The following is a 23379-nucleotide window of genomic DNA, read 5'->3' as shown; positions in this document are numbered from 1 at the left end:
GCCTTCGATGGAATACGTCCGGCTGGGCTCGACCGGCCTGCAGGTCTCAAGGGTGATCCTCGGCTGCATGAGCTACGGCGTGCCGGATCGCGGCCGCCACGAGTGGTCCCTCGGTCTCGACGATTCGCGCCCGTTCTTCCGTGAGGCGGTGGAAGCGGGCATCACCACGTTCGACACCGCCAACACCTATTCCGACGGCTCCAGCGAAGAGATCACCGGCAAGCTCCTCGGCGAGTTCACCCGGCGCGACGAGATCGTGATCGCCACCAAGGTCTTCAACCGCATGGGCCCCGGCCCCAACGGCGCCGGCCTCTCGCGCGGCGCCATCATGACCCAGATCGACGCCAGCCTGCGCCGCCTCGGCACGGATTACGTGGACCTGTACCAGATCCACCGCTACGACGAGAACACCCCGATCGAGGAAACCATGGAGGCCCTGCACGACCTCGTGCGCGCCGGCAAGGTCCGCTACCTCGGCGCCTCGTCGATGTGGGCGTGGCAGTTCGCGCAGGCCCAGTACGTCGCCGACCTCGGCGGCTGGACCCGCTTCGTCTCCATGCAGGACCAGTACAACCTCATCCAGCGCGAGGAAGAGCGCGAGATGCACCCGTTCTGCTTCGACCAGGGCGTCGGCGTGCTGCCGTGGAGCCCGCTGGCCCGCGGGCGGCTGACGCGCGATTGGGACGAATCGACCAAGCGCAGCGAAAACGACCGGTTTGCGGAGAAGCTCTACTCGCAGGCGGAGGAAGCCGACCGCCGGGTTTCTTCCGCGGTGGCCGAGATCGCTGCCGATCGCGGGGTTTCCCGCGCGCAGGTCGCGTTGGCTTGGATGCTGCACAAGCCGGCTGTCACGGCGCCGATCTTCGGTGCGACGAAGCCCGGGCACGTCGCGGACGCCGTGGCGGCCGTGGAGCTGGGACTGACGGAGAAGGAGATGGCGCGGCTGGAGGAGCACTACGTGCCGCACGTTCCGGCGGGCTTCTGAGTTCTGGCCGAACGGCACCGGCGTCAGATGACTGACGCCGATGCCGTTGATCCGCGGCGGCCTGGGCCCGGAAGAACGAGCGGGCGATCGTCGACCCCGGCGCGCCGCTGTTGCGCAAGAAGCGGGTGACGGCAGCCGGCATCGACGACGCCTCAGTCCAGCTGCAGTTCCGGCGAGTACATGTCGAACCAGTGGTACAGGTCCAGCGCCCGGTCCATCCCGACCCGCTGCGTCTGCTCGATCGACACCGGGTCCACTTCGGACACCTTCGTGAGCCACTCGCGGCTCACGAGCTGGAACACCGGGTTGTCGTGCTCCGCCAGGACTTCCTTCACCTGCTGCTGCAGCGCGGCGGGGTAGCCGGGGTCCTGGGTGGACGGATACGGGCTCTTCACGCGGTCGCGCACCGAGTCCGGCAGGACGTGCTTGGTCGCGTGGCGCAGGAGGCTCTTCTCGCGGCCGTCGAAGGTCTTGAGCGACCACGGCGTGTTGTAGACGTACTCCACGAGCCGGTGGTCGCAGAACGGCACGCGCACCTCCAGGCCCACGGCCATCGACGCGCGGTCCTTGCGGTCGAGCAGCATGCGCACGAAGCGGCTGAGGTGGAGGTTGCAGATGGTGCGCATGCGCGCCTCCTGCTCCGACTCGCCGTCGAGGTGCTCGACCTTGTCCACGGCGGTGCGGTACTGGTCGGCCACGTAGTCGCCGAGGCTCAGGTGCGTGGCGACGTCGGGGCGCAGCAACGCTTCGCGCTCCGTCATCAGGCCCGAGCGGAACGCCAGCCACGGGAACGTGTCGGCGTGCACCGACTCGTCGTGGAACCAGCGGTAGCCGCCGAACACCTCGTCGGCCGACTCGCCCGACAGGGCCACCGTTGACTCGCCGCGGATCGCCTTGAACAGCAGGTACAGCGACGTGTCCATGTCGCCGAGGCCGGCCGGGATGTCGCGCGCCCGCAGCACGGTGCGGCGCACCTCCGGGTCGGACAGCTCCCCCGGGTTGAGCACCACGTCCTGGTGCGCCGAGCCGACGAGCTTCGCGACGTCGCGGATGAACGGCGAGTCCGGGGTGTCGCGCATCTCGTCGGGCTTGAAGTTCTCCTCCTGGCCCGTGAAGTCGACCGAGAACGTGCGCAGCTGCTCACCCTGCTCGGCCAGGCGCGCGGCCGCGAGACCCGTGACGGCGCTGGAGTCGAGCCCGCCCGAGAGCAGCACGCAGCGCGGCACGTCGGCCACGAGCTGGCGGTTGACGATGTCGGTCATCAGCTCGCGCACGCGCGCGACGGTGGTCTCCTGGTCGTCGGTGTGCTGCTTCGCGTCGAGCTTCCAGTAGGTGCGGGTGCGGATGCCGTCCTTCGACACCGTGACGACGGTGCCCGGCTCGACCTCGGCCATGCCCTTCCACAGCGACCAGCCGGGGCGCTTGGTGAACGCCATCAGCTCGCGCAGCCCGTCGCTGTCGACCACGCGCTTCGCCAGCGGGTTGGCCAGGATCGCCTTGGGCTCCGAGCCGAACAGCACGCCATCGCGAGTCGGGTAGTAGTAGAACGGCTTGATCCCCATGCGGTCGCGGATCATCACGAGCTTCCGGTCGCGCTCGTCCCAGATCGCGAACGCGTACATGCCGTTCAGGTGGTCGACGACCTGGTCGCCCCACTGCAGGTACCCGTGGAGCACGACCTCGGTGTCGCTGTCGGTCTCCCACGTGTGCCCGAGCTTCGTGAGTTCTTCACGAAGTTCGGTGAAGTTGTAGGCCTCGCCGCTGTAGACCATGGAGATCTCGCCGTTGGGCGTGCGCACGCTCATGGGCTGGCGGCCGCCCGGCAGGTCGATGATCGCGAGCCTGCGGTGCCCGAGCGCGACGTTGCGGCGCACCCACGTGCCACGGTCGTCCGGGCCGCGGCACGCCATCGTCTCCGTCATCGCGTCGACGATCTCCTGCCGTTGCGACAGGTCAGAGTCGTAGGAAACCCAGCCGGCGATTCCGCACATCCGCGTGCCTCCGTGATTTTGCTTAGGTAATACAACTATTCGAAACACTGGTGTAACACAGCCGGGTGGGGCATGTCTGCCCGAATTGCACGCTCCGTCGTAGATCCACTACTTATTGTGGTGTGAGTCACTCACCAACTACTTGGCGTCACCGGTCAAGATCGACCGAACGCCACGAGGTACCAGGCGAACGGCGGTGGTGGGGGTCACCCGGCGTCAAGAACGCGTAAATGGCCCAGGAGGCCGCGTCAAGGAGGCGTCAGACCGTCTCCATCACGGAGCGCTACGACCGCACAGTTGCGGTCGTCCAACGGTCACCCGCCCCGGGTGACCTGTCTTGAGAGGTGCCTTGTGGCCGACTTGTTGTACGTCTTGCTGACGATCGGCGTGTTTGTGGTCCTAGCCCTGACGCTGCGCGGGATGGAGAAGCTGTGAGCGGCGCCGGCACCGTGGCCAACATCGTCGGCGGACTGCTGGCGCTGGGTCTGATCATCTACCTGTTCATCGCACTGGTGAGGCCGGAGAAGTTCTGATGAGTGATGTCGGCGCCGGCCTCGTGCAGGTCGGTCTACTGCTGGTCGCCCTCGCGGTGGTCTACAAGCCGCTCGGCGACTACATGGCCCGGGTCTTCTCGAGCGAGAAGCACTGGCGGGTCGAAAAGGTCTTCTACAAGGTCGTCCGCGTGAACCCGGACTCCGAACAGCACTGGAAGACGTACGCGTCCGGGGTGCTCGGGTTCTCGTTCGCGTCGGTCATCCTGCTGTACCTGCTGCAACGCCTGCAGGCGGTGCTGCCGTGGAACTTCGGCCGCGGCCCCGTGTCGCCCTCGGTCGCGTTCAACACGGCGGCGAGCTTCGTGGCGAACACGAACTGGCAGTCCTACGTCCCCGAGACGACGATGGGCCACTTCGTCCAGATGGCCGGCCTCACCGTGCAGAACTTCGTGTCGGCGGCCGTCGGCCTCGCCGTCGCGATCGCGGTGACGCGCGGGTTCATCCGCTCGAAGACCAACCGTCTCGGCAACTTCTGGGTGGACCTGGTCCGCGGCTCGATCCGCGTGCTGCTGCCGATGGCGTTCGTCTTCGCCATCGTGCTCATCGGGCTCGGCGTGGTGCAGAGCCTGCACTCCGGCGTCGCGGTGACGAACCCCGACGGCAGCCAGAGCACCATCGCGCTGGCGCCCGCCGCGAGCCAGGAGACGATCAAGGAGCTCGGCACCAACGGCGGCGGGATCCTCAACGCGAACTCCGCGCACCCGTTCGAGAACCCGAACGCGTGGACCAACCTGATCGAGATGTTCCTGATCCTCGTGATCCCGGTCAGCCTCACCCGCACCTTCGGCAAGCTCGTCGGCAACAAGAAGCAGGGCTACGTCCTGCTGTCGGTCATGGGCGCGATCTGGGGTGCGATGCTGGCCCTGATCTGGAGCTCCGAGTCCCTCACCAACAGCCCCGCCGCGCTGGCCGCGGGCGCCAACATGGAGGGCAAGGAACAACGCTTCGGGCTGAGTCTCACGTCGATCTTCGCCGATACGACAACGGGTACGTCCACCGGCGCGATCAACGGCGCCCACGACAGCCTCTCGGGTCTCGGCGGTGGCGGCACGTTGCTGAACATGCTCTTCGGCGAGATCTCGCCGGGCGGCGTCGGCACGGGCCTCTACGGCATCCTCGTGATGGCCGTGATCGCGATGTTCCTCGCGGGCCTGATGGTCGGGCGCACGCCGGAGTACCTGGGCAAGAAGCTCGGCAAGCGTGAGGTCACGGCCGCCGCGATCTCGATGCTCGCGATGCCGACCCTGGTGCTCGTCGGCGCCGGGATCTCGCTGGCCCTGCCGTCCACGCAGAGCGCGCTCGGCAACCCGGGGGCGCATGGCCTGTCGGAGATCCTCTACGGGTACGCGTCGACCGCCAACAACAACGGCAGCGCGTTCGGCGGCCTGACCGCCACGAGCGACTGGTTCCAGTCGTCGTTCGGCGTCGCGATGCTGCTCGGCCGGTTCATCCCGATCATCGCCGTGCTCTGCCTGGCCGGTTCGCTCGCCCAGCAGAAGAAGGTCCCCGAGACCGCGGGCACCTTGCCCACCACCGGACCGCTGTTCGGCACGATGCTCACCGGCACCATCGTGCTCGTCGCGGCTCTCACTTTCGTCCCGGCGCTCGCGCTCGGGCCCATCGCGGAGGCGTTGGCATGACCGTCACCGAAACCCCTCGAAGTCCCCTCGAGGACCAGCAGCACCACGCGGAGAACGCGGGCCGGGTCGGGGCCGGCGCGTTCAACGCGCGTCAGCTCTGGCTCTCGATGCCCGAGGCGCTGCGCAAGCTCAACCCGAAGCACCAGCTGAAGAACCCCGTGATGTTCGTGGTTTGGGTCGGTTCGGTCCTCACCACGGTGTTCGCGATCGTCGACCCGAGCGTGTTCGCGATCCTGGTCGCGATCTGGCTGTGGCTCACGGTGCTGTTCGCGAACCTGGCCGAGGCCGTCGCCGAAGGGCGCGGCAAGGCGCAGGCCGAATCGCTGCGCAAGTCCAAGAAGGAAACGATCGCGCGCCGGCTCACCGAGGACGGTTCCGAGGAGAGCGTGCCCGGTGTCGATCTGCGGGTCGGCGACCTGGTGGTCGTCGAGGCCGGCCAGATCATCCCCGGTGACGGTGACGTCGTCGAAGGCATCGCGACCGTCGACGAGTCGGCCATCACGGGCGAGTCGGCCCCGGTCATCCGCGAGTCGGGCGGCGACCGCTCGGCCGTGACGGGTGGCACCACGGTGCTGTCCGACCGGATCGTCGTGAAGATCACGACCAAGCCCGGTGAGTCCTTCGTGGACCGCATGATCGCGTTGGTGGAAGGCGCTTCCCGGCAGAAGACGCCCAACGAGATCGCGCTGACGATCCTGCTCTCCACACTCACGATCATCTTCGTGCTCGCCGTGGTGGCGCTGCAGCCGATGGCCGGGTACTCGGGCGCCGAGCAGTCGGTGATCGTGCTGACCGCCCTGCTGGTCTGTCTCATCCCGACCACGATCGGCGCGCTGCTGAGCGCCATCGGCATCGCGGGCATGGACCGGCTGGTGCAGCGCAATGTGCTGGCTACCTCCGGTCGCGCGGTGGAAGCCGCGGGCGACGTCTCGACGCTGCTGCTCGACAAGACGGGCACGATCACCTTCGGCAACCGCAAGGCGACCGAGCTGATCCCCGTCGGCGGATCCGCCATGGACGACCTGGCCCGCGCGGCCCGGCTGTCCAGCCTCGCCGACGGCACGCCCGAGGGCCGCAGCATCATCGAGCTGATCGCGGCGAACCACGGCCTGCCCGAGAAGGCCGGCGACGACGAGAAGCTCGCCGAGTTCGTGCCCTTCACGGCGCAGACGCGGATGAGCGGCGTCGACCTCGGCGACCGCGAGGTCCGCAAGGGCGCCACCTCGGCCGTGCGCCAGTGGGTGCGCGAGCGCGGCGGCGAGATGCCGGACGAGACCGAGCGGATCGTCGACGAGATCAGCCAGCAGGGCGGCACGCCGCTGGTGCTCGCGGAGTCGGCCGGCGGGCGGGCGTTCGTGCGCGGCGTGATCCGGCTGTCCGACGTGGTCAAGCCGGGCATGAAGGAGCGCTTCCAGGAACTGCGTTCGATGGGCATCAAGACGGTGATGATCACGGGTGACAACCCGCTCACCGCCAAGGCCATCGCCGAGGACGCGGGCGTCGACGACTACCTCGCCGAGGCCAAGCCCGAGGACAAGATGGCGCTCATCAAGAAGGAGCAGGAGGGCGGGCGGCTCGTCGCGATGACGGGTGACGGCACGAACGACGCTCCCGCGCTGGCGCAGTCGGACGTCGGTGTCGCGATGAACACGGGCACGTCGGCCGCGAAAGAGGCCGGCAACATGGTCGACCTCGACTCGAACCCGACCAAGCTCATCGAGATCGTGGAGATCGGCAAGCAGCTGCTCATCACGCGCGGTGCGCTCACCACGTTCAGCGTCGCCAACGACCTCGCGAAGTACTTCGCCATCCTGCCCGCGATGTTCACGAGCATCTTCGCCCAGCTGGGCGCGCTGAACATCATGCACCTGGCGACCCCGCAGTCGGCCATCCTCTCGGCCGTCATCTTCAACGCGCTGATCATCGTGTTCCTGATCCCGCTCGCCCTGCGCGGCGTGCGCTACAAGCCCTCGTCGGCTTCCGCGCTGCTGCGCCGGAACCTGCTCATCTACGGCCTCGGCGGCATCGTGAGCCCGTTCCTCGGGATCTGGATCATCGACCTGATCGTGCGGCACATCCCTGGAATCGGGTGAATCAGATGAACACACTGGTCAAGCAGACCTGGGCGGGTCTGCGCGTTCTGATCGCACTGACGATCATCCTCGGCATCGTCTATCCGCTGGCCGTCTGGACGATCGGCCGGATCCCCGGTCTGCAGGGCAACGCCGAGGGATCGGTCGTCACGCAGAACGGGCAGGCCGTCGGGTCGTCCCTCATCGGCATCGACCCGGTGCCGGCCGACCCCGCGCACGACCCCTGGTTCCACAACCGGCCGTCGGCCGGCTCGAAGGACGCGCTCGGCCCCGGCGACCCGTCCGCCTCGGGCGCGTCGAACAAGGGCCCGTTCAACGAGGACCTCGTGAAGACCATCACCGAACGCAAGGACGCCATCGCGAAGCGGGAGAACGTCGCCCCGGCCCAGGTGCCGGCCGACGCCGTGACCGCTTCCGGTTCCGGCCTGGACCCGTCGATCAGCGTCGCCTACGCCGATCTGCAGATCCCGCGCGTCGCGATGAACACGGGGCTGAGCGAGGACAAGGTGCGCCAGCTGGTCGAGGCGAACACCTCCGGTGCCGGCATCGGTGTGCCGGGCGTGAACGTGCTGCTGCTCAACTTGGCCGTGCATTCCGCCGCGCCGGGAGCACACTGACAACGTGAGCACACCGAGTACGACCCCGAAGCCGCGCCGAGGAGAACTGCGGATCTACCTCGGCGCGGCTCCGGGCGTGGGCAAGACCTTCGCGATGCTGGGCGAGGCGCGCCGCCGGCTGGAACGCGGCACCGACGTCGTGGTGGGCCTCGTGGAGACCCACGGTCGGCAGAAGACCGCCGACCTGCTCGACGGCCTCGAGATCGTGCCGCGGCGCACGGTCAGCCACCGCGGGCACGAGTTCGCCGAGATGGACCTCGAAGCGATCCTGAAGCGCGCGCCCGAGGTCGTCGTCATCGACGAGCTGGCGCACACCAACGTGCCCGGCGCGCGCAACGACAAGCGCTGGCAGGACGTCGAGGAACTGCTCGAGTCGGGGATCGACGTGCTGTCCACGGTCAACGTGCAGCACCTGCAGAGCCTCAACGACGTCGTCGAGCGCATCACCGGCGTCACGCAGCAGGAGACCGTGCCCGACGAGGTCGTGCGCAAGGCCGAGCAGCTGGAGCTCGTGGACATCACGCCGGAGGCCCTGCGGCGCCGGCTCGCGCACGGCAACGTCTACCCGGCCGAGCGCATCGACGCCGCATTGGGCAACTACTTCCGCCCCGGCAACCTCACCGCGCTGCGCGAGCTGGCGCTGCTGTGGGTCGCCGACCAGGTCGACGTCGCTCTGCAGCGCTACCGCGCCGAGCAGAAGATCACCGACACGTGGGAGGCGCGCGAACGCGTCGTCGTGTCCATCACCGGCGGACCCGAGAGCGAGACGCTCATCCGGCGCGCGAGCCGCATCGCCACGCGCGCGGGCGCGGAGCTGCAGGTGGTGCACATCCTGCGCGGCGACGGTCTGTCCGGCCTCAGCCCCACGGCCATGGCGCGCAGCCGCACGCTGGCCGAGGAGGTCGGGGCCACGTTCCACGCGGTCGTCGGCGACGACGTGCCCACCGCGTTGCTGGACTTCGCACGCGGGGTCAACGCCACGCAGCTCGTGATCGGCACGTCGCGCCGGTCGCGGGTGGCGCGGCTGTTCGACGAGGGCATCGGTGCGGCCGTGGTGCAGCAGTCCGGCTCGATCGACGTGCACATGGTCACGCACTCCTACGCCGGCGGCCGGCTGCGGGCGCGGCTCGGCGCGAGCCCGCTGGCGCCGTCGCGGCTCGTGCTGGGCTGGCTGCTGAGCCTGGCGCTGCCGATCCTCGCGACCGGGCTGGGCGTGCTGCTGCGCGACACTGTCGAGTTCTCCACCGATGTGATCCTCTACGTGCTCGCGACGGTGATCGTCGCGCTCGTCGGCGGCCTCGGCCCGGCGGTGGTCGCGGCCGTGTTCGGCGCGGGCCTGCTCAACTTCTTCTTCACGCCACCGCTTTACACGCTCAACGTGCACAGTCCGCAGAACGTGGTCACGCTCGTGGCGATGATCGTGGTCGCCGTGCTGGTGGCCCTCGTCGTCGCCTCGGCGGCCCGGCGCGGCAGCCAGGCCGCGCGGGCGCGCACGGAAGCGGCGCTGCTGGCGTCGTACGCACGAACGGTGCTGACGAACCCGAACCCGATCGAGCGGCTGCTGGAGAAGGTGCGGGAGAACTTCGGCCTGACGTCGGTGACGTTGCTGGAGAAGAAGAACGGCGCGTGGCACAAGGTCGCGATCGCCGGGCAGTTCCCGTGCGCCGACCCGGACGAGGCCGATGTGGACATCGCGGTGACCGCCGACGTCCACCTGACGCTGCGCGGCCGGGCGCTGCCCGCGGCCAACCGGCGGGTGCTGGAAGCCGTGGCGGGGCAGGCGCTGCTCGCCCTGCGCCAGCAGCGGATGGCCGCGGCCGCGGCGGAGGCCGAGCGCAAGGCCGAGGCGACGGAGCTGCGCACCACGCTGCTCTCGGCCGTCGGCCACGACCTGCGCACGCCGTTGACGTCCATCAAGGCGGCGATCGGCAGCCTGCGCGCGCCCGACCTGTCCCTGTCCGAGGAGGACACGGGCGAGCTGCTGGAGGCCATCGAGCTCTCGGCCGACCGGCTCGCCGGGCTCATCGACAACCTGCTCGATTCCTCCCGCCTGGCCACCGGCGCGGTCACGCCGCACCTGCGGCCGGTGGGCTACGACGAGGTGGTGGCCCACGCACTGTCCAACGTGGACAATTCGCGCGACGTGAAGGTGGGCGTGGACATGAGCCTGCCTTCGGTGCTGGCCGACCCCGGCTTGCTCGAACGGGTGATCGCCAACGTCCTCGACAACGCCCTGCGCCACGGCGGCGGCGTGGTGTCGGCGCGGGCGAGCGCGCACTCCGAGTACGTGGAGCTGCGGATCGTGGACCACGGCCGCGGTCTGCGGAAAGGCACGGCGGACTCGGCGTTCGCGCCGTTCCAGCGGCTCGGCGGCGACCGCGACTCGACCCCCGGCGTGGGGTTGGGGCTGTCGGTCGCGAAGGGCTTCATCGAGGCCATGGGCGGCAGCATCCGGGCCGAGGACACGCCGGGCGGCGGTCTCACCGTGGTGATCTCGTTGCCGGCCTACACCGGGCAGAATCCGGACAAGGACCTCCTCAAGATCGACGAGGCCGCCGGCTCAGTCGCCGACGAGGCGGTGGAGGGAGTGGGCACGTGAGTCCCGACAAGGCGGCCACCGTGCTGGTGGTCGACGACGAACCGCAGATCGTGCGCGCGCTGCGGATCAACCTCAACGCCCGCGGGTACAAGGTGATCACGGCGCACGACGGCACCGCGGCGCTCAAGGCCGTGGCCGAGACGAAACCCGACGTGGTGGTGCTCGACCTCGGGCTGCCCGACCTCGACGGCACCGAGGTGATCGCCGGCCTGCGCGGCTGGACCACGGTGCCGATCATCGTGCTCTCCGCGCGCGGCGACTCCGCCGACAAGGTCCAGGCGCTCGACGCGGGCGCCGACGACTACGTGACCAAACCGTTCGGCATGGACGAGCTGCTCGCCCGGCTGCGGGCCGCCGTGCGACGCTCCACTGTGGCCGGCTCCGACGGCGCGGAAGCCGTGGTGGACACCGGTTCCTTCACGATCGACCTGGCGGCGAAGAAGGTCCGCCGCGACGGGCGCGAGGTGCACCTGACCAAGACCGAGTGGGGCGTGCTGGAGCTGCTGGTGCGCAACCGCGGCCGGCTGGTGGCGCAGAAGCAGCTGCTGCACGAGGTGTGGGGACCGTCGTACGAGACGGAGTCGCACTACCTGCGCGTGTACCTGGCACAGCTGCGGCGCAAGCTGGAGCCGGAGCCCTCCCGCCCGCGGCACCTGCTGACGGAACCCGGGATGGGGTACCGCTTCGAGGTCTGAACACGACGATGGCCGCCCCGCGGGGCGGCCATCGTCGTGTTGTCAGCTGGTGGGACCGGTCGGGTCGGTCGTGCGAACGTCCGTGGAGGACGAGACCGGCGGCGAGCTCGGTGGCTCACCGCTGCTGCTCGAACCGCCGCCACCGCTGCTGCTCGGCGGCGGGTTGTCCGAAGACGAGGGCGGGTTCTCGGACGAAGACGGCGGGTCGCTGGGCTTCGTCGGCGTCGACGGCGGCGGGTCGCTGCGCGGCGTCGTCGTCGGGCTCACTGTGTTGCCGCCGGTGGGGTGCTGCCCCGGGTTGCCAGGCTGACCTGGCGGGTTGTTCGGCGGCGGGATGACCACGGTGGTGGTCGGCACGCCGTCGGAGCCCGTGGAGACCACGGTCGTCGGGGTCGAGGGGACCGAGGTCGGGTCGCCCGGGGTCGGCTCGCCGGACACGGTCATCGGGGCGCCCGGCACGGCGTTGCCCGGCACGACCTGCGAGCTGCCCGGCAGGGTGCCCTGGCCGCCGCCGGGGACGGTGGTGGACGTGGCGGTGGTGCTGCCCGGGCCGGCCAGTTCGGCGACCGCGGCGAAGGCCGTGGCGACCACGAGCCCGCTGACGCCGAGGATGGCGTAGCCGGCCCGGTTCATCAGGCCGCTCGCGGCCTTCGGTGGTGCGACGGAGATGCGTGAGCTCGGATCCGGCCCGTCGGGACGGGACATGCAGGCTCCTTACATGCGGTTCATCGCTGTACAGGTCGGGGCAGTCAGGACGACGCCGTCCCTCGGCGTCGCCGGTGCCCTGGCTTTCGGGCACCACATCCCGACGTCGGAAGTCGTGGCGCGGTTCGGTCCGGCACCCCGGAGTGGTTCGGGGGATCGGGGTGCCGGACGCGGACCCCGGCCGGGAGGTTATCACCGCCTGTGACCCATTCGCGCAGGTACGGGGCCTGCCCCGTCACTGTCCGCAGCGGGTGGCGTGGGGCAGGATGGACGCGTGAGTGAGGAAGAAACACACATCCGGCTTTCGGCGTGGGTCCACGGGCGAGTGCAGGGGGTCGGTTTCCGCTGGTGGACCCGGAGCCGTGCGCTGGAACTCGGCCTGGTCGGCTTTGCGCGCAACTTGCCCGACGGGCGTGTCGAGGTGGTAGCGGAGGGTGGTCGAGACCACTGTGAGCGGTTGTTGGCCACCCTGAAGTCGGGAGAATCACCCGGAAGTGTGGATCACGTCGTCGAGCGCTGGAGCCCGGCGAAGGGCGGTCTGACAGGGTTCGTCGAGCGCTGACCGGCAGCGCCGGGGGCATTGCGCCGCCCGGGTGACCGCTGTGACGGGTGGGACACAAGGGGTTGCCGGTGCGCTGCATTCTGTGCTAGGCGCGCCGGGAGAAGGCGGCCTCCCGCGATCACGGCGGGTGCCCAGGTAGCCTTGGCGGACTGTAGAGCCAGTACTCGCGGCCGGAAGGGTCAGCACCACGTGCACCTGAAAAGCTTGACGCTGAAGGGTTTCAAGTCCTTCGCCTCGGCCACCACGCTGCGGTTCGAACCCGGGATCACGTGCGTGGTCGGGCCCAACGGTTCGGGCAAGTCCAACGTTCTCGACGCGCTGCGCTGGGTCATGGGCACCCAGGGCGCCAAGGACCTGCGCGGCGGCAAGATGGAAGACGTCATCTTCGCCGGCACCGCGGGCCGCGCCCCGCTGGGCCGCGCCGAGGTCACGCTCACCATCGACAACGCCGACGGCGCGCTGCCGATCGAGTACACCGAGGTCTCCATCACGCGCCGTATGTTCCGCGACGGCGCGAGCGAGTACGAGATCAACGGTGACCGCTGCCGCCTGATGGACGTGCAGGAACTGCTGTCGGACTCCGGTATCGGCCGCGAGATGCACGTCATCGTCGGGCAGGGGCAGCTGTCGGCGATCCTCGAGTCGAAGCCCGAAGAGCGCCGCGCCTTCATCGAGGAGGCCGCGGGCGTCCTCAAGCACCGCAAGCGCAAGGAACAGACCCTGCGCAAGCTCGCCAACATGCAGGGCAACCTCGACCGCCTCGGCGACCTCACCACCGAGCTGCGCCGCCAGCTCAAGCCGTTGGGCAAGCAGGCCGAGATCGCGCGCAAGGCCCAGTCGGTGCAGTCCGAGCTGCGCGACTCCCGCCTGCGCCTGCTGGCCGACGACCTCGTGACCCAGCGCGACGCCATCGCCCGCGAAGAGGCCGACGAGCGCACCGCCCGCCAGCGCCGCACCGAGGTGGAGCAGGCCCTGGAGGTCGTGGCCGCCGAGGAGACGGAGCTGGAGGCCTCGCTCGCCGAGGACGCGCCGAAGCTGCAGACCGCGCAGGAGACCTGGTACAAGCTCTCCGCGCTGGCCGAGCGCCTGCGCGGCACCGTGCGCCTGGCCGTGGAGCGCCAGCGCCACCTGTCCTCCGACGTCTCGGCCCCGACGGGCGGACGTGACCCGGAGGAGCTGCTGGCCGAGGCCGAGCAGGTTGCCGAGCGCGAGCAGGAGCTCAACGAGGCCGTGATGGAGGCCCGCGAGCTGCTCGCCGAGACCGTGCTGCGGCGCGAGGACCTCGAACAGCGCGTGCAGGCCGCCGAACGCGCCCACTGGGCCGCGGTGCGCGCCATCGCCGACCGCCGCGAGGGCATGGCGAAGCTGACTGGCCAGGTCGAGGCGTTGCGCAGCAAGAACGGCGCCACCGCCGACGAGATCGACCGCCTGTCGGTGTCTCTGCAGGAGTCCGCCGAGCGGGCGGAGATCGCGGCCGACGAGCTCGAAGAGGCCAAGGCCGAGGGTGGGGTCGAGGAGTCCGACGACGCCGACCTGATGCAGCGCCACGACCGCGCGGTCGAGGCCAACAACGCCGCCAAGGCGCGCGTCGAAGAGCTGGTGAAGGCCGAGCGCTCCGCCGAACGCGAAATCGCGTCGGAGCGGGCGCGCGTCGAGGCGCTGTCGATGGGCCTCAAGCGCAAGGACGGCGCCGGCGCGCTGCTGGGCGCGTCGCACGAGCTGCCGGGCCTGCTGGGTTCGGTCGCCGCGCTGCTCACGGTGGAGCCGGGCCACGAGGTGGCGCTGGCCGCCGCGCTCGGGCCGGTGGCCGACGCCGTGGCCGTGGCCGGCGGCGAGCAGGCGCTGACCGCGCTGAAGTACTTGAAGGACACCGATTCCGGCCGCGCCGGCATCGTGCTCGGCGGCTCCGGCTTCACTGCGTCCACTGTGGACACATCGTCGTGGCCGATGCTGCCGTACGGCGCCCGCTGGGCCCGTGAGGTCGTGACCGCACCCGAGCAGCTGCGCCCGGCCGTGGAGCAGGCGCTGGACAAGCTGGCTCTCGTCGACGGCCTCGACGCCGCGCGTCAGCTGGTGGCGAGCCACCCGGACGTGCGGGCGGTGACGCGCGAGGGCGACGTCTTCGGCGCCCGCTGGGTCGCCGGTGGCTCAGCTGCACGCGAGAGCGTGATCGAGGTCCAGGCGGCCGTCGACGAGGCGGGCGAGCGGCTGCGCACGGCCGAGCGCGCGCTGGAACGGCACACCGCCGAGCTGGAAGGCGCCCGCGCCGAGCAGCAGGCCCGGCGCGAAGAGGTCGGCCAGGCCAAGGACGCCCTCGGCGACGCGAAGGTCCGCAAGGCGCGTTCGTCGGAGCGGCTGAACCGGATGCAGCAGGCCGCGCGCTCGGCGCAGGCCGAGGTCGAGCGGCTCGCCGGGCAGCGCGCGAAGGTCGAGCAGAGCCGCGAGCAGGCGCTCGCGCAGCTGGCCGAGCTGGAGGAGCGGCTCGCCGCCGTCGCCGAGCAGCCGGTGGAGGACGACCCCGACACGGCCGAGCGCGACGAGGCCGTGGAACAGCTGACCGTGGTCCGCCAGGAGGAGATGGAGGCGCGGCTGGCGCAGCGCACCTCCGAGGAGCGGGCGCGCAGCATCGCCGGGCGCGCCGAGTCGCTGCGCCGCGCGGCCCGTGCCGAGCAAGAGGCGCGGGAACGCGCGGCCAAGGCCCGCGAGGCACGCGAGCGGGGCGCCGCGATCGCCAACGCCGTGGTCAACGCCGGTGAGCTCGCGCTGGAACGCATCGAGCACTCCGTGCAGCGCGCGGCCGCCGAACGCGACGAAGCCCAGGCGCAGCGCCAGACCCGCGAGACCGCGCTCACCGCGGTGCGTGCCAAGGTCCGCGAGCTGTCCGGCGAGCTCGAGAAGCTGACCGACGCCGTGCACCGCGACGAGGTGCTGCGGGCCGAGCAGCGGCTGCGGCTGGAGACGCTCGAGGCCAAGATCGCCGAGGACTTCGGCATCGGCCTCACCGACCTCGTCCAGGAGTACGGCCCCGACGTGCCGGTGCCGCCGAGCGCCGGCGAGATGGCCGAGTACGAGGCGGCGAAGGAACGCGGCGAGGACGTGACCATGCCGCCGCCTATGCCGTACGACCGCGACACGCAAGCCCGCCGCGCCAAGCGCGCGGAGAAGGACCTGACGCTGCTGGGCAAGGTCAACCCGCTGGCGCTGGAGGAGTTCGCGGCGCTGGAGGAGCGCTACAAGTTCCTCTCGACCCAGCTCGAGGACCTCAAGGACACGCGCAAGGACCTCGAAGCCGTGATCCGGCAGGTCGACGAGAAGATCCTCGAGGTCTTCGCCTCGGCCTACGCCGACGTGGCGCGCGAGTTCGAAACCGTGTTCAGCGTGCTGTTCCCCGGCGGCGAGGGCCGCATGGTCCTCACCGAGCCCAACGACCTGCTCGCCACCGGCGTCGACGTCGAGGCGCGCCCGCCGGGCAAGAAGGTGAAGCGGCTGTCGCTGCTCTCGGGTGGCGAGAAGTCGCTGGTGGCCGTGGGCATGCTCGTGGCCATCTTCCGCGCCCGCCCTTCACCCTTCTACGTGATGGACGAGGTCGAGGCGGCGCTCGACGACACCAACATGCGCCGGCTGATCGGGTTGCTGGAGCAGCTGCGCGACTCGTCGCAGCTGATCATCATCACCCACCAGAAGCCGACCATGGAGATCGCCGACGCGCTCTACGGCGTGAGCATGCAGGGTGATGGCATCACGAAGGTGATCTCGCAGCGCCTGCGTGCCGAAGACGAGGAGCCGGTGCCCGCGGGCTGACTCCGGACGTGCGAAAAGGGGCTTTCCCGGGTGACCGGGGGAGCCCCTTTTCCGTTGTTGCTTTCAGTTCGCGGTCCAGAAGGCGTACTCGGCCGAGTACGGCGTGGAGGTCTGCTGACCCGTGGTGCACGCGCCCTTCGGGGCGAGGCCGCCCTTGGTGGCCAGCCGTTGCACGTAGGTGACGGTGCCGAACACGCCCTTGCCGGTGTCCTGGTCGGACTTGAGCAGGATCTCCGGGATCGCGTCGGTGTGCTGCACCGCCTTGCCGGGCACGGCGGTGGCGGCGACCGTGCTGCCGTCCACAGTGGACGTCCACACCGGTCCCTTGCTGTGCAGGGCCACGGCCTTGCCGTTGTCGGACATGATGGCCGCGGGCTGGATCAGGGTCCACGCGCCGTCGGTGCAGCCGTAGATCTGCACGCCCTCGCCGTGGAAGGTGGCCACGCGCTTGTTGCCCGGCGGCACCTGCACCTGCGCGGGGGCTGCGATCACCTCGGGGGTGCCGTCCTGGGTCCCGGCCTGGTCCTGCGCCTGCGTTCCGGCCTGGGCGCCGGCCGCCGCCTTCGCCGGCGCGCCCGGATCGGCCGCCGCGGCCCCGGAGGCTGACGAACACGCCGTCGCACCGCCCAGGAGGATCATCGAACCTGCCGCCAGTGCCAGAGAAATCCGCTTCATCGTCCCCGCCTGATCCGGGCCCGCCGTCCGGTGGCGGGCGCTCGTCAGATGCACGAGCGCCCACCCCGGGACGGTTCACCCGATGGGGGAAAAATTCTCGCCGGGGTGATCAACCGCCGGTCAGACGGTGACTTCTTCCTGCGGCGCGTCGACTTCCGCGGCGTGCGGGTCGGCGTCGCGGTGGCGCAGCGCGAGCAGCCCGCCGACGACCATCGTGATCACCACGCCGACGAACGTGTACCAGTAGGTGGCCAGCGGCACGAGTGTCTTCGTGGCCGCGCCGAACTGGATGTGCACGGCCGTGGTGGTCTTGTCGAACTTGACGAACAGGATCAGGAACGCCATGCCCACCACCGAGCACGCGAACGCGACCACCGCGTCGGCCTGGCGCGCCTTCTTCACGATCAGGCCGAGGAAGAACGAGCCCAGCAGCGCGCCGTAGGTGTAGCCGACGATGCCGAGGCCCTGCTGGATCACCGGGTCCTTCGAGTTGGTGAACAGCGACGCGAAGATCGCGAACACGACCGCCCAGATCAACGTCCACATGCGACCGTGGCGCAGCAGCTTCGAGTCCTCCACCGACCGGTTCGTGAAGCGCTGGTAGAGGTCGGCGATGGTCGAGGTGGACAGTGCGTTGAGCGCCGAGGCCAGCGCGCCCATCGTGGACGCGAGGATGCCGGCGATGAGCAGGCCGGCCAGGCCTACGGGCAGGTCGTTGACGATGAAGTTGGAGAACACGTCGTCGCCGGACATCTTCCCGGCCGCGACCGCCGTGGCCGTCGCGCCCGTCTTGCCGCCGGTGTACACCCACAGCATCGCGCCCACGACCAGGAACAACGCGAACTGCACGAACACCACGAACGACGAGCCGATCAGCGCGCGCTGACCGTCGCGCAGGCTCTTGGTCGACAGCAGCCGCCCGACGATCAGCTGGTCCGCGCCGTGCGAGGCCATCGACAGGAACGCGCCGCCGACCACAGCGCCGATGAACGCGTACGGGCTGGTGATGATGTTGGACGTGAAGTCGGTGAGCTGGAACCTGCCCTGGCTCGCGGCGATCGAGGTCCAGCCGTCGGGCAGCTTCGTCGAGAGGAACACGACCGCGCCGATGGCGCCGAGGACGTAGAGCGACCACTGGATCACGTCGACCCAGATCACCGACTTGATGCCGCCGACGAACGCGTAGATGAGCGTGAGCGCCGTGAGCAGCACCACGATGTGCCAGTACGACGTGTGGATGCCGTAGTGGTCGAGGATCGCCTTGATCGGGATGGCACCGGCGAACAGCCGCAGGCCCTCGGCGAGCAGGCGCGTGACCACGAACGTGACCGACGCCGTGCCCTGCAGCCCGCGCCCGAAGCGGCGGCCGAGGAACTCGTACGCGCTCACGTAGTTGCCGCGGAAGTAGCGGGGCAGCAGCACGAACGCGGCGACGATGCGGCCGAGGATGTAGCCGAACGCCACCTCGAGGAAGAGGAACTCGCTGCCGAAGACCAGGCCCGGGGTCGAGATCACGGTGAGCGTGGACGTCTCGGTGGCCACGACCGAGAGCGTGACGGCCCACCAGGGCATGCTTCGTTCGCCGACGAAGTAGTCGTTCGCGGACTTCTGTCTGCGGCCGACCAGCACGCCGATGATCGGCATCGCCGCCAGGTACACGATGACGATCACCAGATCGACTGGGTTCATGGGGTTTCTCCTACCGTCGTGCGCCAACTTCCGTGACCCGCAAGCGGTCCACGGTGCCCCCCAGTGGGGCCGGAAGGTTCAGGGGGTCCGCTCCGGGCGTGATCGCGCCGAGCAGCCGGGGCCCGCGCGCGCCCGTCGCCGACGGCAGCGTGGCCGGCACTCCGCACCAGGTCAGCCAGCCGAGCAACGCCGTCAGGTACGCCTCTTTGCCCGCGCCGGGCAGGCCGAGGTCGTCGCTCGTGCGCAGGGCGACGCCGGCCAGGTCGGCCGCCAGCGCCGCCATCACGGCGGGGTTGCGCATGCCGCCGCCGGAGACGACGAGCGTCGCCGCGTGGTGGCGCCGGCATTCGGCGGCGACGGTCGCGGCGGTGAGTTCGGTGAGCGTCGCCAGGAGGTCTTCGGGCGTGAGCGGCGGCAGACCGGCGAGGGCGGCGTCGAGGTAGGCGCCGTGGAAGTGCTCCTTGCCGGTGGACTTCGGTGGTGCGGCGGCGAAGTACGGGTCGGCGAGCAGCCGGTCGAGCAGGTCCCGGCGGACGGTGCCGGCGAGCGCGAGCTTCCCGTCGACGTCGGCGTGCTGCTCACCGCCGGTCACGCGGGTGGCGGCGAGGTCGAGCAACGCGTTGGCGGGACCGGTGTCGTACGCGAGCACGGCGTCGCTCTCCCCGACCACCGTGATGTTGGCGATGCCGCCGAGGTTGAGCGCGGCCACGGGGTTGCCCGTCTCTTCGGCGAGGCCGCGCAGCCACAACGCGTCGAGCGTGCTGGCCAGCGGTGCGCCCTGACCGCCCGCGGTGATGTCGCGGATGCGCAGGTCGGCGACGACGGGCGTGCCGGTGCGTTCGGCGATCCACGCCGGCTGGCCCAGCTGCAGCGTGCCGAGCGCCACGCCGTTCTCCACCCAGTGGTAGACGGTCTGGCCGAGCGACGCGATCACGTCCACGGGCCCGTACTCGGCGATGCCCCGCGCGGCGGCTTCGGCGAAGGCCTGGCCGACGCGGGTGTCGAGGACGGTGAGCGCTTCGGCGCTGCTCGGGTTGGGCGGCAGGGCGTTCAGCACTGCCCCGCGGGTTTCCGGCGTGAACGGCACGTCGAGCTCGCCGAGCGGAGTGAGGACCACGGTGCCGTCTTCGGCGTGCAGCTCGGCGACGGCGACGTCGATGCCGTCGACCGAAGTCCCCGAGAGGAGGCCGAGAACGCGGAAGCCGTGGGTTTTCATCCGGAGTGGTTTAGCCGGGGTGAAGCGGTGACGCAAGCCGCGCCGTGAAGTCTTGGCCGAATCGGAACTCTGCGTGTGATCCGTTGGCCTGAAGGGGGTAGCGCGGTGGGGTGTCCGGGGGAGCCGGGGAGCGGATGACAGGATGGGTGCGTGTCGAGCACCTGGTTCTGGATCGTCATCGTCGCCGTCGTCGTCCTGGTCGCCGTGCTGGTGTCCGGGCTGCTCATCGCACGTCGGCGGCGGATCAGCCTCGAACAGACGCGCAAGGTCGAGGAGAAGCCGAAGGGCGGCGGGTACACCGCGTCCGGCGGCATCACCTTCGCGCCCGGAGGCGAGGCTGAGGCCGTCGCTGCGCCGGAACCGGTGCCGGCCGAGCACCCCGTCGAGGACCGCCCGGAGGTCGACGGCCAGCCCGCCGTGGGCGACGACGCCGCCGTGCCGCGCGACTCCGACCAGCGCACGATGCGCGACGTCAAGCTGCCCGAGCCCGAGGCGGAAGCTCCCGCGGCCGTCGAGGGCACCGTCGAACCGATCGAGCCGGTGCTCCCGATCGAGGAGATCGACCCCGCGACCGGCCGGCTGGAGCGCCTGCGTGGACGGTTGTCGAAGTCGCGTTCGATGTTCGGCCAGAGCCTGCTGGGCCTGCTCGGCGCCGGTGACCTCGACGAGGACTCCTGGCAGGACGTCGAGGACTCGCTGCTCGTCGCCGACCTCGGCGCGGCCACCACGACCCAGATCGTCGAGCGCCTGCGGGACGAGCTGTCGCGTCGCGCGGTGCGCACGCCCGCCGAAGCGCGCGAAGTACTGCGCGAGGTCCTGACCGCTTCGCTGTCCACGGACGGCATCCGCGCCGTGCGCGCGCTGCCGCACGAGGTCGACGGCCAGAAGCAGCCGGCCGTGGTGCTCGTCGCCGGCGTGAACGGCACCGGCAAGACCACCACCACCGGCAAGCTCGCGCGCGTGCTCGTCTCGCAGGGCTCCACCGTGGTGCTCGGCGCGGCCGACACGTTCCGCGCCGCGGCCGCCGACCAGCTCCAGACCTGGGGCGACCGCGTCGGCGCGTCCGTCGTGCGCGGCAAGGAAGGCGCCGACCCCGCGGCCGTCGCGTTCGACGCGGTGAAGCGCGGCATCGACGAAGGTGCCGACGCGGTCCTCGTCGACACCGCCGGCCGCCTCCACACCAAGACCGGCCTCATGGACGAGCTCGGCAAGGTCAAGCGCGTCGTCGAGAAGCAGGCGAAGGTCGACGAGGTCCTGCTGGTGCTCGACGCCACCACGGGCCAGAACGGCCTCGCCCAGGCCCGCGTGTTCTCCGAGGTCATCGACGTCACGGGCATCGTCCTCACCAAGCTCGACGGCACGGCGAAGGGCGGCATCGTCTTCCAGGTCCAGAAGGAGCTCGGGGTGCCGGTGAAGCTCGTCGGCCTCGGCGAGGGCCCGGACGACCTGGCGCCGTTCGAGCCCGGCGCGTTCGTGGACGCCCTGCTCGGCTGAGACACGATTCGCTCGTTGAGGTGATCAACGGGCGAAGAGCGCAGAACCCCCGCCGGTCTCTGTCACGGTGATCACGTCGTGACAGCCGGACGAGGGGTTCGCGGGGATGACGGGCGGGTTCGACGCCGTAACGGAGGAGCTCGAACGCGCCGCCGACACCATCGGTGACGTGGTCGGAGGCGCCGCGGGCCTGCTGTGGCAGGGGCCGAGCGGCGACTACGGGCACCCCGGTGTGCAGGCGGGCTGGGGCAGCTTCATCGAGGACATCAAGTCCGTCGTCGACGCGCTCGAGGGCAAAGCCCAGGGCCACGGCGAGGACCTGCGCACCGCGGCGGTGCGTTACGCGGGCGCCGACGACACGGCGACCGACGCGATCGTGAAAACCGCGGCGAAGGCGTTCGGCGGGCACGGCGGACCGTCCGACGGTGGCATCTTCGGCCCGCTCGGCGAGATTCTGCACCGGTCCGCGGGCCCGGCCGAAGGCGAGAAGCTCGGTCCCGCGTGGACGGGCGGCGGGACCGGCCGCATCAGCGGGTCGATCGAAGAACTCCCGCCGGACGTGATGAGCCCCGAGCGTTCCCGGGAGCTGTTCCCCGGTCCGAAGTCCGAGGTGGAGGGCCCTGACCCCGCCACTGAGGCGGACCGCGAAGGGCCGGTCTTCTGATGGCCGCCGAGCTGGGGGAGACGACCGACCCGAAGGACCTCGTCCCCGGGGAGCCGCGGTTCATCTCGGGTGACCTGAAGGACCTCGTCCGCAACATCCAGAAAATGGCCGCGATCTCCGACGGCCTCTCCGGCGTCGACGCGAAGCAGTGGACCGGCGAGGCGAGTGACCGCTTCCGCGAGACCTTCGGCCAGGAACCGAAGAAGTGGTTCGACACCATCGGGGTCCTGGGCGGCGGCGCCAATGCGCTGGCCGACTACGGCGACGCACTCACGCGCAGCCAGTCCGAGGCCCAGCGGGCGCTCGAGCTGTACACGCAGGGGCAGGCGGCCACGCGGGCCGCGTCGGCGCAGTGGACCGTCCAGGCCTACCGAGCCCTCACCTCCGGTGCGCAGGTTCCGCCTTTCGCTGACCCGGGCCAGTCCGCGACGCAGGAGGCCGAGCGGATCCTGCGGGCCGCCCGGGCCGCGCTCGAGGAGGCCGGCGGTGAGACGGCGAAGAAGCTCGGCTTCAAGAAGCAGGACGACGGCAGCTATTCGAAGGATCTCAAGAAATTCGGTGCCGACCGGCGCCAGAAGTGGGATCCGGACAAGAAGCAGTGGGTCGACACCGACGAAGACGAGAAGGGCTGGGCCGCGGGCAAAGGCGGCAAGGGGCGCAGCTTCGAAGCCGAGTGGGGTTCGCAGTCCGACGGGATGCTCACCGACAAACTCGGCGGCCTTCTCGAAAAGTTCGGCATCGACACGTCGGAGAGCACCGTGTCGGCCTCGGCGAGCGTCGACCTGGTCGACGGTTCGCTGGACGGCAAGTTCGGCGACGGAACGTTCGGCGGCAGCGGCAAGATCGAGGGCGCGGCCCTCGGAGCCGGCGCTGAGGCCCACGCAGGGGCGTCCGCGCTGGGCCTGACCGCGGGCGCGTCGGCCGAGGCGTATTTGGCCAAGGGCAGCGCGGAAGGCGAAATTCACTACGGCGACCACGTTGCGGTGAAGGGCGACGCCTCGGCGGAAGTCGGGGCCAAGGCATCCGCCCAGGGCTCCCTCGGCTGGTCCGGGATGCAGGGCAGCGTCGAGGGGTTCGTGGGCGGCCGGATCGAGGGCAACGCGAGCGCCGAGGTCGCCGGTGTCACCGCCGGTGCGCACGGCGAAGCGTGGGCCGGGATCGGCGCCGAGGCGAGCGGCCAGTTCGGCATGGGCGACGACGGGAAGTTCCACGTCGGCGCTTCGGTCGGCGTGGCCCTGGGTATCGGTGGCAAGGTCGGGTTCGACCTGAGCATCGACCCGGGTGAGGTCGTCGACACCGTGCAGGACGTGGCCGGTGACGTCGGCGAGGTCGCGTCCGACGTCGGGCACGGCATCGCGAACGCGGCCGGCGCCGTCGGCGACTTCCTCGGCTTCTGACC

At 70.4% G+C, this 23379-nt stretch carries 17 protein-coding genes; 12 read left to right on the top strand and 5 right to left on the bottom strand.

The features are described from left to right. Window positions 1–7 precede the first annotated feature (7 nt). Entirely contained in the window at window positions 8–985 is a 978-nt protein-coding gene (locus ACFY1H_RS20095) for an aldo/keto reductase (RefSeq protein WP_366580802.1), read from the top strand. Window positions 986–1137: 152 nt separating this feature from the next. On the opposite strand, the gene asnB is transcribed toward ACFY1H_RS20095, so the two are convergent. Further along, window positions 1138–2976 carry an asparagine synthase (glutamine-hydrolyzing) gene (gene asnB / locus ACFY1H_RS20090; RefSeq protein WP_386948252.1) on the bottom strand — a complete coding sequence of 613 codons (1839 nt, stop codon included), beginning with the start codon at window positions 2974–2976 and terminating at the stop codon, window positions 1138–1140. Between the two features lie 431 nt (window positions 2977–3407). On the opposite strand from asnB, the gene kdpF reads away from it, so the two are divergent. From kdpF to ACFY1H_RS20060, 6 genes are read left to right on the top strand one after another with little or no spacing between them, the layout of a single operon-like run. Then, window positions 3408–3509 carry a K(+)-transporting ATPase subunit F gene (gene kdpF, locus ACFY1H_RS20085; RefSeq protein ID WP_326569282.1) on the top strand — a complete coding sequence of 34 codons (102 nt, stop codon included), beginning with the start codon at window positions 3408–3410 and terminating at the stop codon, window positions 3507–3509. Beyond that, window positions 3509–5170: a potassium-transporting ATPase subunit KdpA gene (kdpA, locus tag ACFY1H_RS20080; RefSeq protein ID WP_386948247.1), complete on the top strand. Its 1662-nt coding sequence runs from the start codon at window positions 3509–3511 to the stop codon at window positions 5168–5170. The genes kdpF and kdpA overlap by 1 nt, the downstream gene beginning before the upstream one ends. Beyond that, the gene (gene kdpB / locus ACFY1H_RS20075) at window positions 5167–7263 is read left to right on the top strand and encodes a potassium-transporting ATPase subunit KdpB (protein ID WP_386948244.1); all 2097 of its coding nucleotides are present in this window, start codon (window positions 5167–5169) and stop codon (window positions 7261–7263) included. The genes kdpA and kdpB overlap by 4 nt, the downstream gene beginning before the upstream one ends. A gap of 5 nt (window positions 7264–7268) precedes the next feature. Then, entirely contained in the window at window positions 7269–7880 is a 612-nt protein-coding gene (locus ACFY1H_RS20070; protein ID WP_366580810.1) for a potassium-transporting ATPase subunit C, read from the top strand. 4 nt (window positions 7881–7884) lie between these two features. Next, window positions 7885–10479: a sensor histidine kinase KdpD gene (locus tag ACFY1H_RS20065; RefSeq protein WP_366580811.1), complete on the top strand. Its 2595-nt coding sequence runs from the start codon at window positions 7885–7887 to the stop codon at window positions 10477–10479. Next, the gene (locus ACFY1H_RS20060) at window positions 10476–11174 is read left to right on the top strand and encodes a response regulator (protein ID WP_364065569.1); all 699 of its coding nucleotides are present in this window, start codon (window positions 10476–10478) and stop codon (window positions 11172–11174) included. The genes ACFY1H_RS20065 and ACFY1H_RS20060 overlap by 4 nt, the downstream gene beginning before the upstream one ends. A 42-nt stretch (window positions 11175–11216) precedes the next feature. Here ACFY1H_RS20060 and ACFY1H_RS20055 read toward each other — a convergent pair whose 3' ends face one another. Beyond that, on the bottom strand, window positions 11217–11879 hold the full coding sequence (locus ACFY1H_RS20055) for a hypothetical protein (protein WP_386948239.1): 663 nt from the start codon (window positions 11877–11879) through the stop codon (window positions 11217–11219). Between the two features lie 274 nt (window positions 11880–12153). On the opposite strand from ACFY1H_RS20055, the gene ACFY1H_RS20050 reads away from it, so the two are divergent. Both ACFY1H_RS20050 and smc read left to right on the top strand, forming a co-directional pair. Beyond that, on the top strand, window positions 12154–12441 hold the full coding sequence (locus tag ACFY1H_RS20050) for an acylphosphatase (RefSeq protein WP_366580815.1): 288 nt from the start codon (window positions 12154–12156) through the stop codon (window positions 12439–12441). A gap of 189 nt (window positions 12442–12630) precedes the next feature. Further along, window positions 12631–16242: a chromosome segregation protein SMC gene (smc, locus tag ACFY1H_RS20045; RefSeq protein ID WP_386948236.1), complete on the top strand. Its 3612-nt coding sequence runs from the start codon at window positions 12631–12633 to the stop codon at window positions 16240–16242. A 63-nt stretch (window positions 16243–16305) separates the two neighbouring features. On the opposite strand, the gene ACFY1H_RS20040 is transcribed toward smc, so the two are convergent. The 3 genes from ACFY1H_RS20040 to ACFY1H_RS20030 form a co-directional block, all read right to left on the bottom strand. Beyond that, complete coding sequence (locus ACFY1H_RS20040; RefSeq protein ID WP_386948233.1) at window positions 16306–16917, bottom strand: DUF3455 domain-containing protein; 612 nt, start codon at window positions 16915–16917, stop codon at window positions 16306–16308. Window positions 16918–17037: 120 nt separating this feature from the next. Continuing rightward, window positions 17038–18606: a sodium:solute symporter gene (locus ACFY1H_RS20035; protein WP_386948230.1), complete on the bottom strand. Its 1569-nt coding sequence runs from the start codon at window positions 18604–18606 to the stop codon at window positions 17038–17040. Between the two features lie 10 nt (window positions 18607–18616). Beyond that, window positions 18617–19822 (bottom strand): anhydro-N-acetylmuramic acid kinase, encoded by a 1206-nt coding sequence (locus ACFY1H_RS20030; protein ID WP_386948228.1) that lies wholly within the window; start codon window positions 19820–19822, stop codon window positions 18617–18619. Window positions 19823–19972: 150 nt separating this feature from the next. Between ACFY1H_RS20030 and ftsY the strand changes: the two genes are divergently transcribed. The 3 genes from ftsY to ACFY1H_RS20015 all read left to right on the top strand — a co-directional run bounded on the left by ftsY (window position 19973) and on the right by ACFY1H_RS20015 (window position 23377). Beyond that, window positions 19973–21316, top strand: a complete 1344-nt coding sequence (gene ftsY / locus ACFY1H_RS20025; protein WP_366580825.1) for a signal recognition particle-docking protein FtsY — start codon at window positions 19973–19975, stop codon at window positions 21314–21316. Window positions 21317–21422: 106 nt separating this feature from the next. Beyond that, entirely contained in the window at window positions 21423–21980 is a 558-nt protein-coding gene (locus ACFY1H_RS20020) for a hypothetical protein (RefSeq protein WP_366580826.1), read from the top strand. After that, window positions 21980–23377: a putative T7SS-secreted protein gene (locus tag ACFY1H_RS20015; RefSeq protein ID WP_386948224.1), complete on the top strand. Its 1398-nt coding sequence runs from the start codon at window positions 21980–21982 to the stop codon at window positions 23375–23377. The genes ACFY1H_RS20020 and ACFY1H_RS20015 overlap by 1 nt, the downstream gene beginning before the upstream one ends. Window positions 23378–23379 lie beyond the last annotated feature (2 nt).

The sequence above is a fragment of the Amycolatopsis sp. NPDC001319 genome (assembly GCF_042896185.1).
Lineage (GTDB): Bacteria > Actinomycetota > Actinomycetes > Mycobacteriales > Pseudonocardiaceae > Amycolatopsis.
This window is presented reverse-complemented; position numbering and strand designations above follow the sequence as displayed.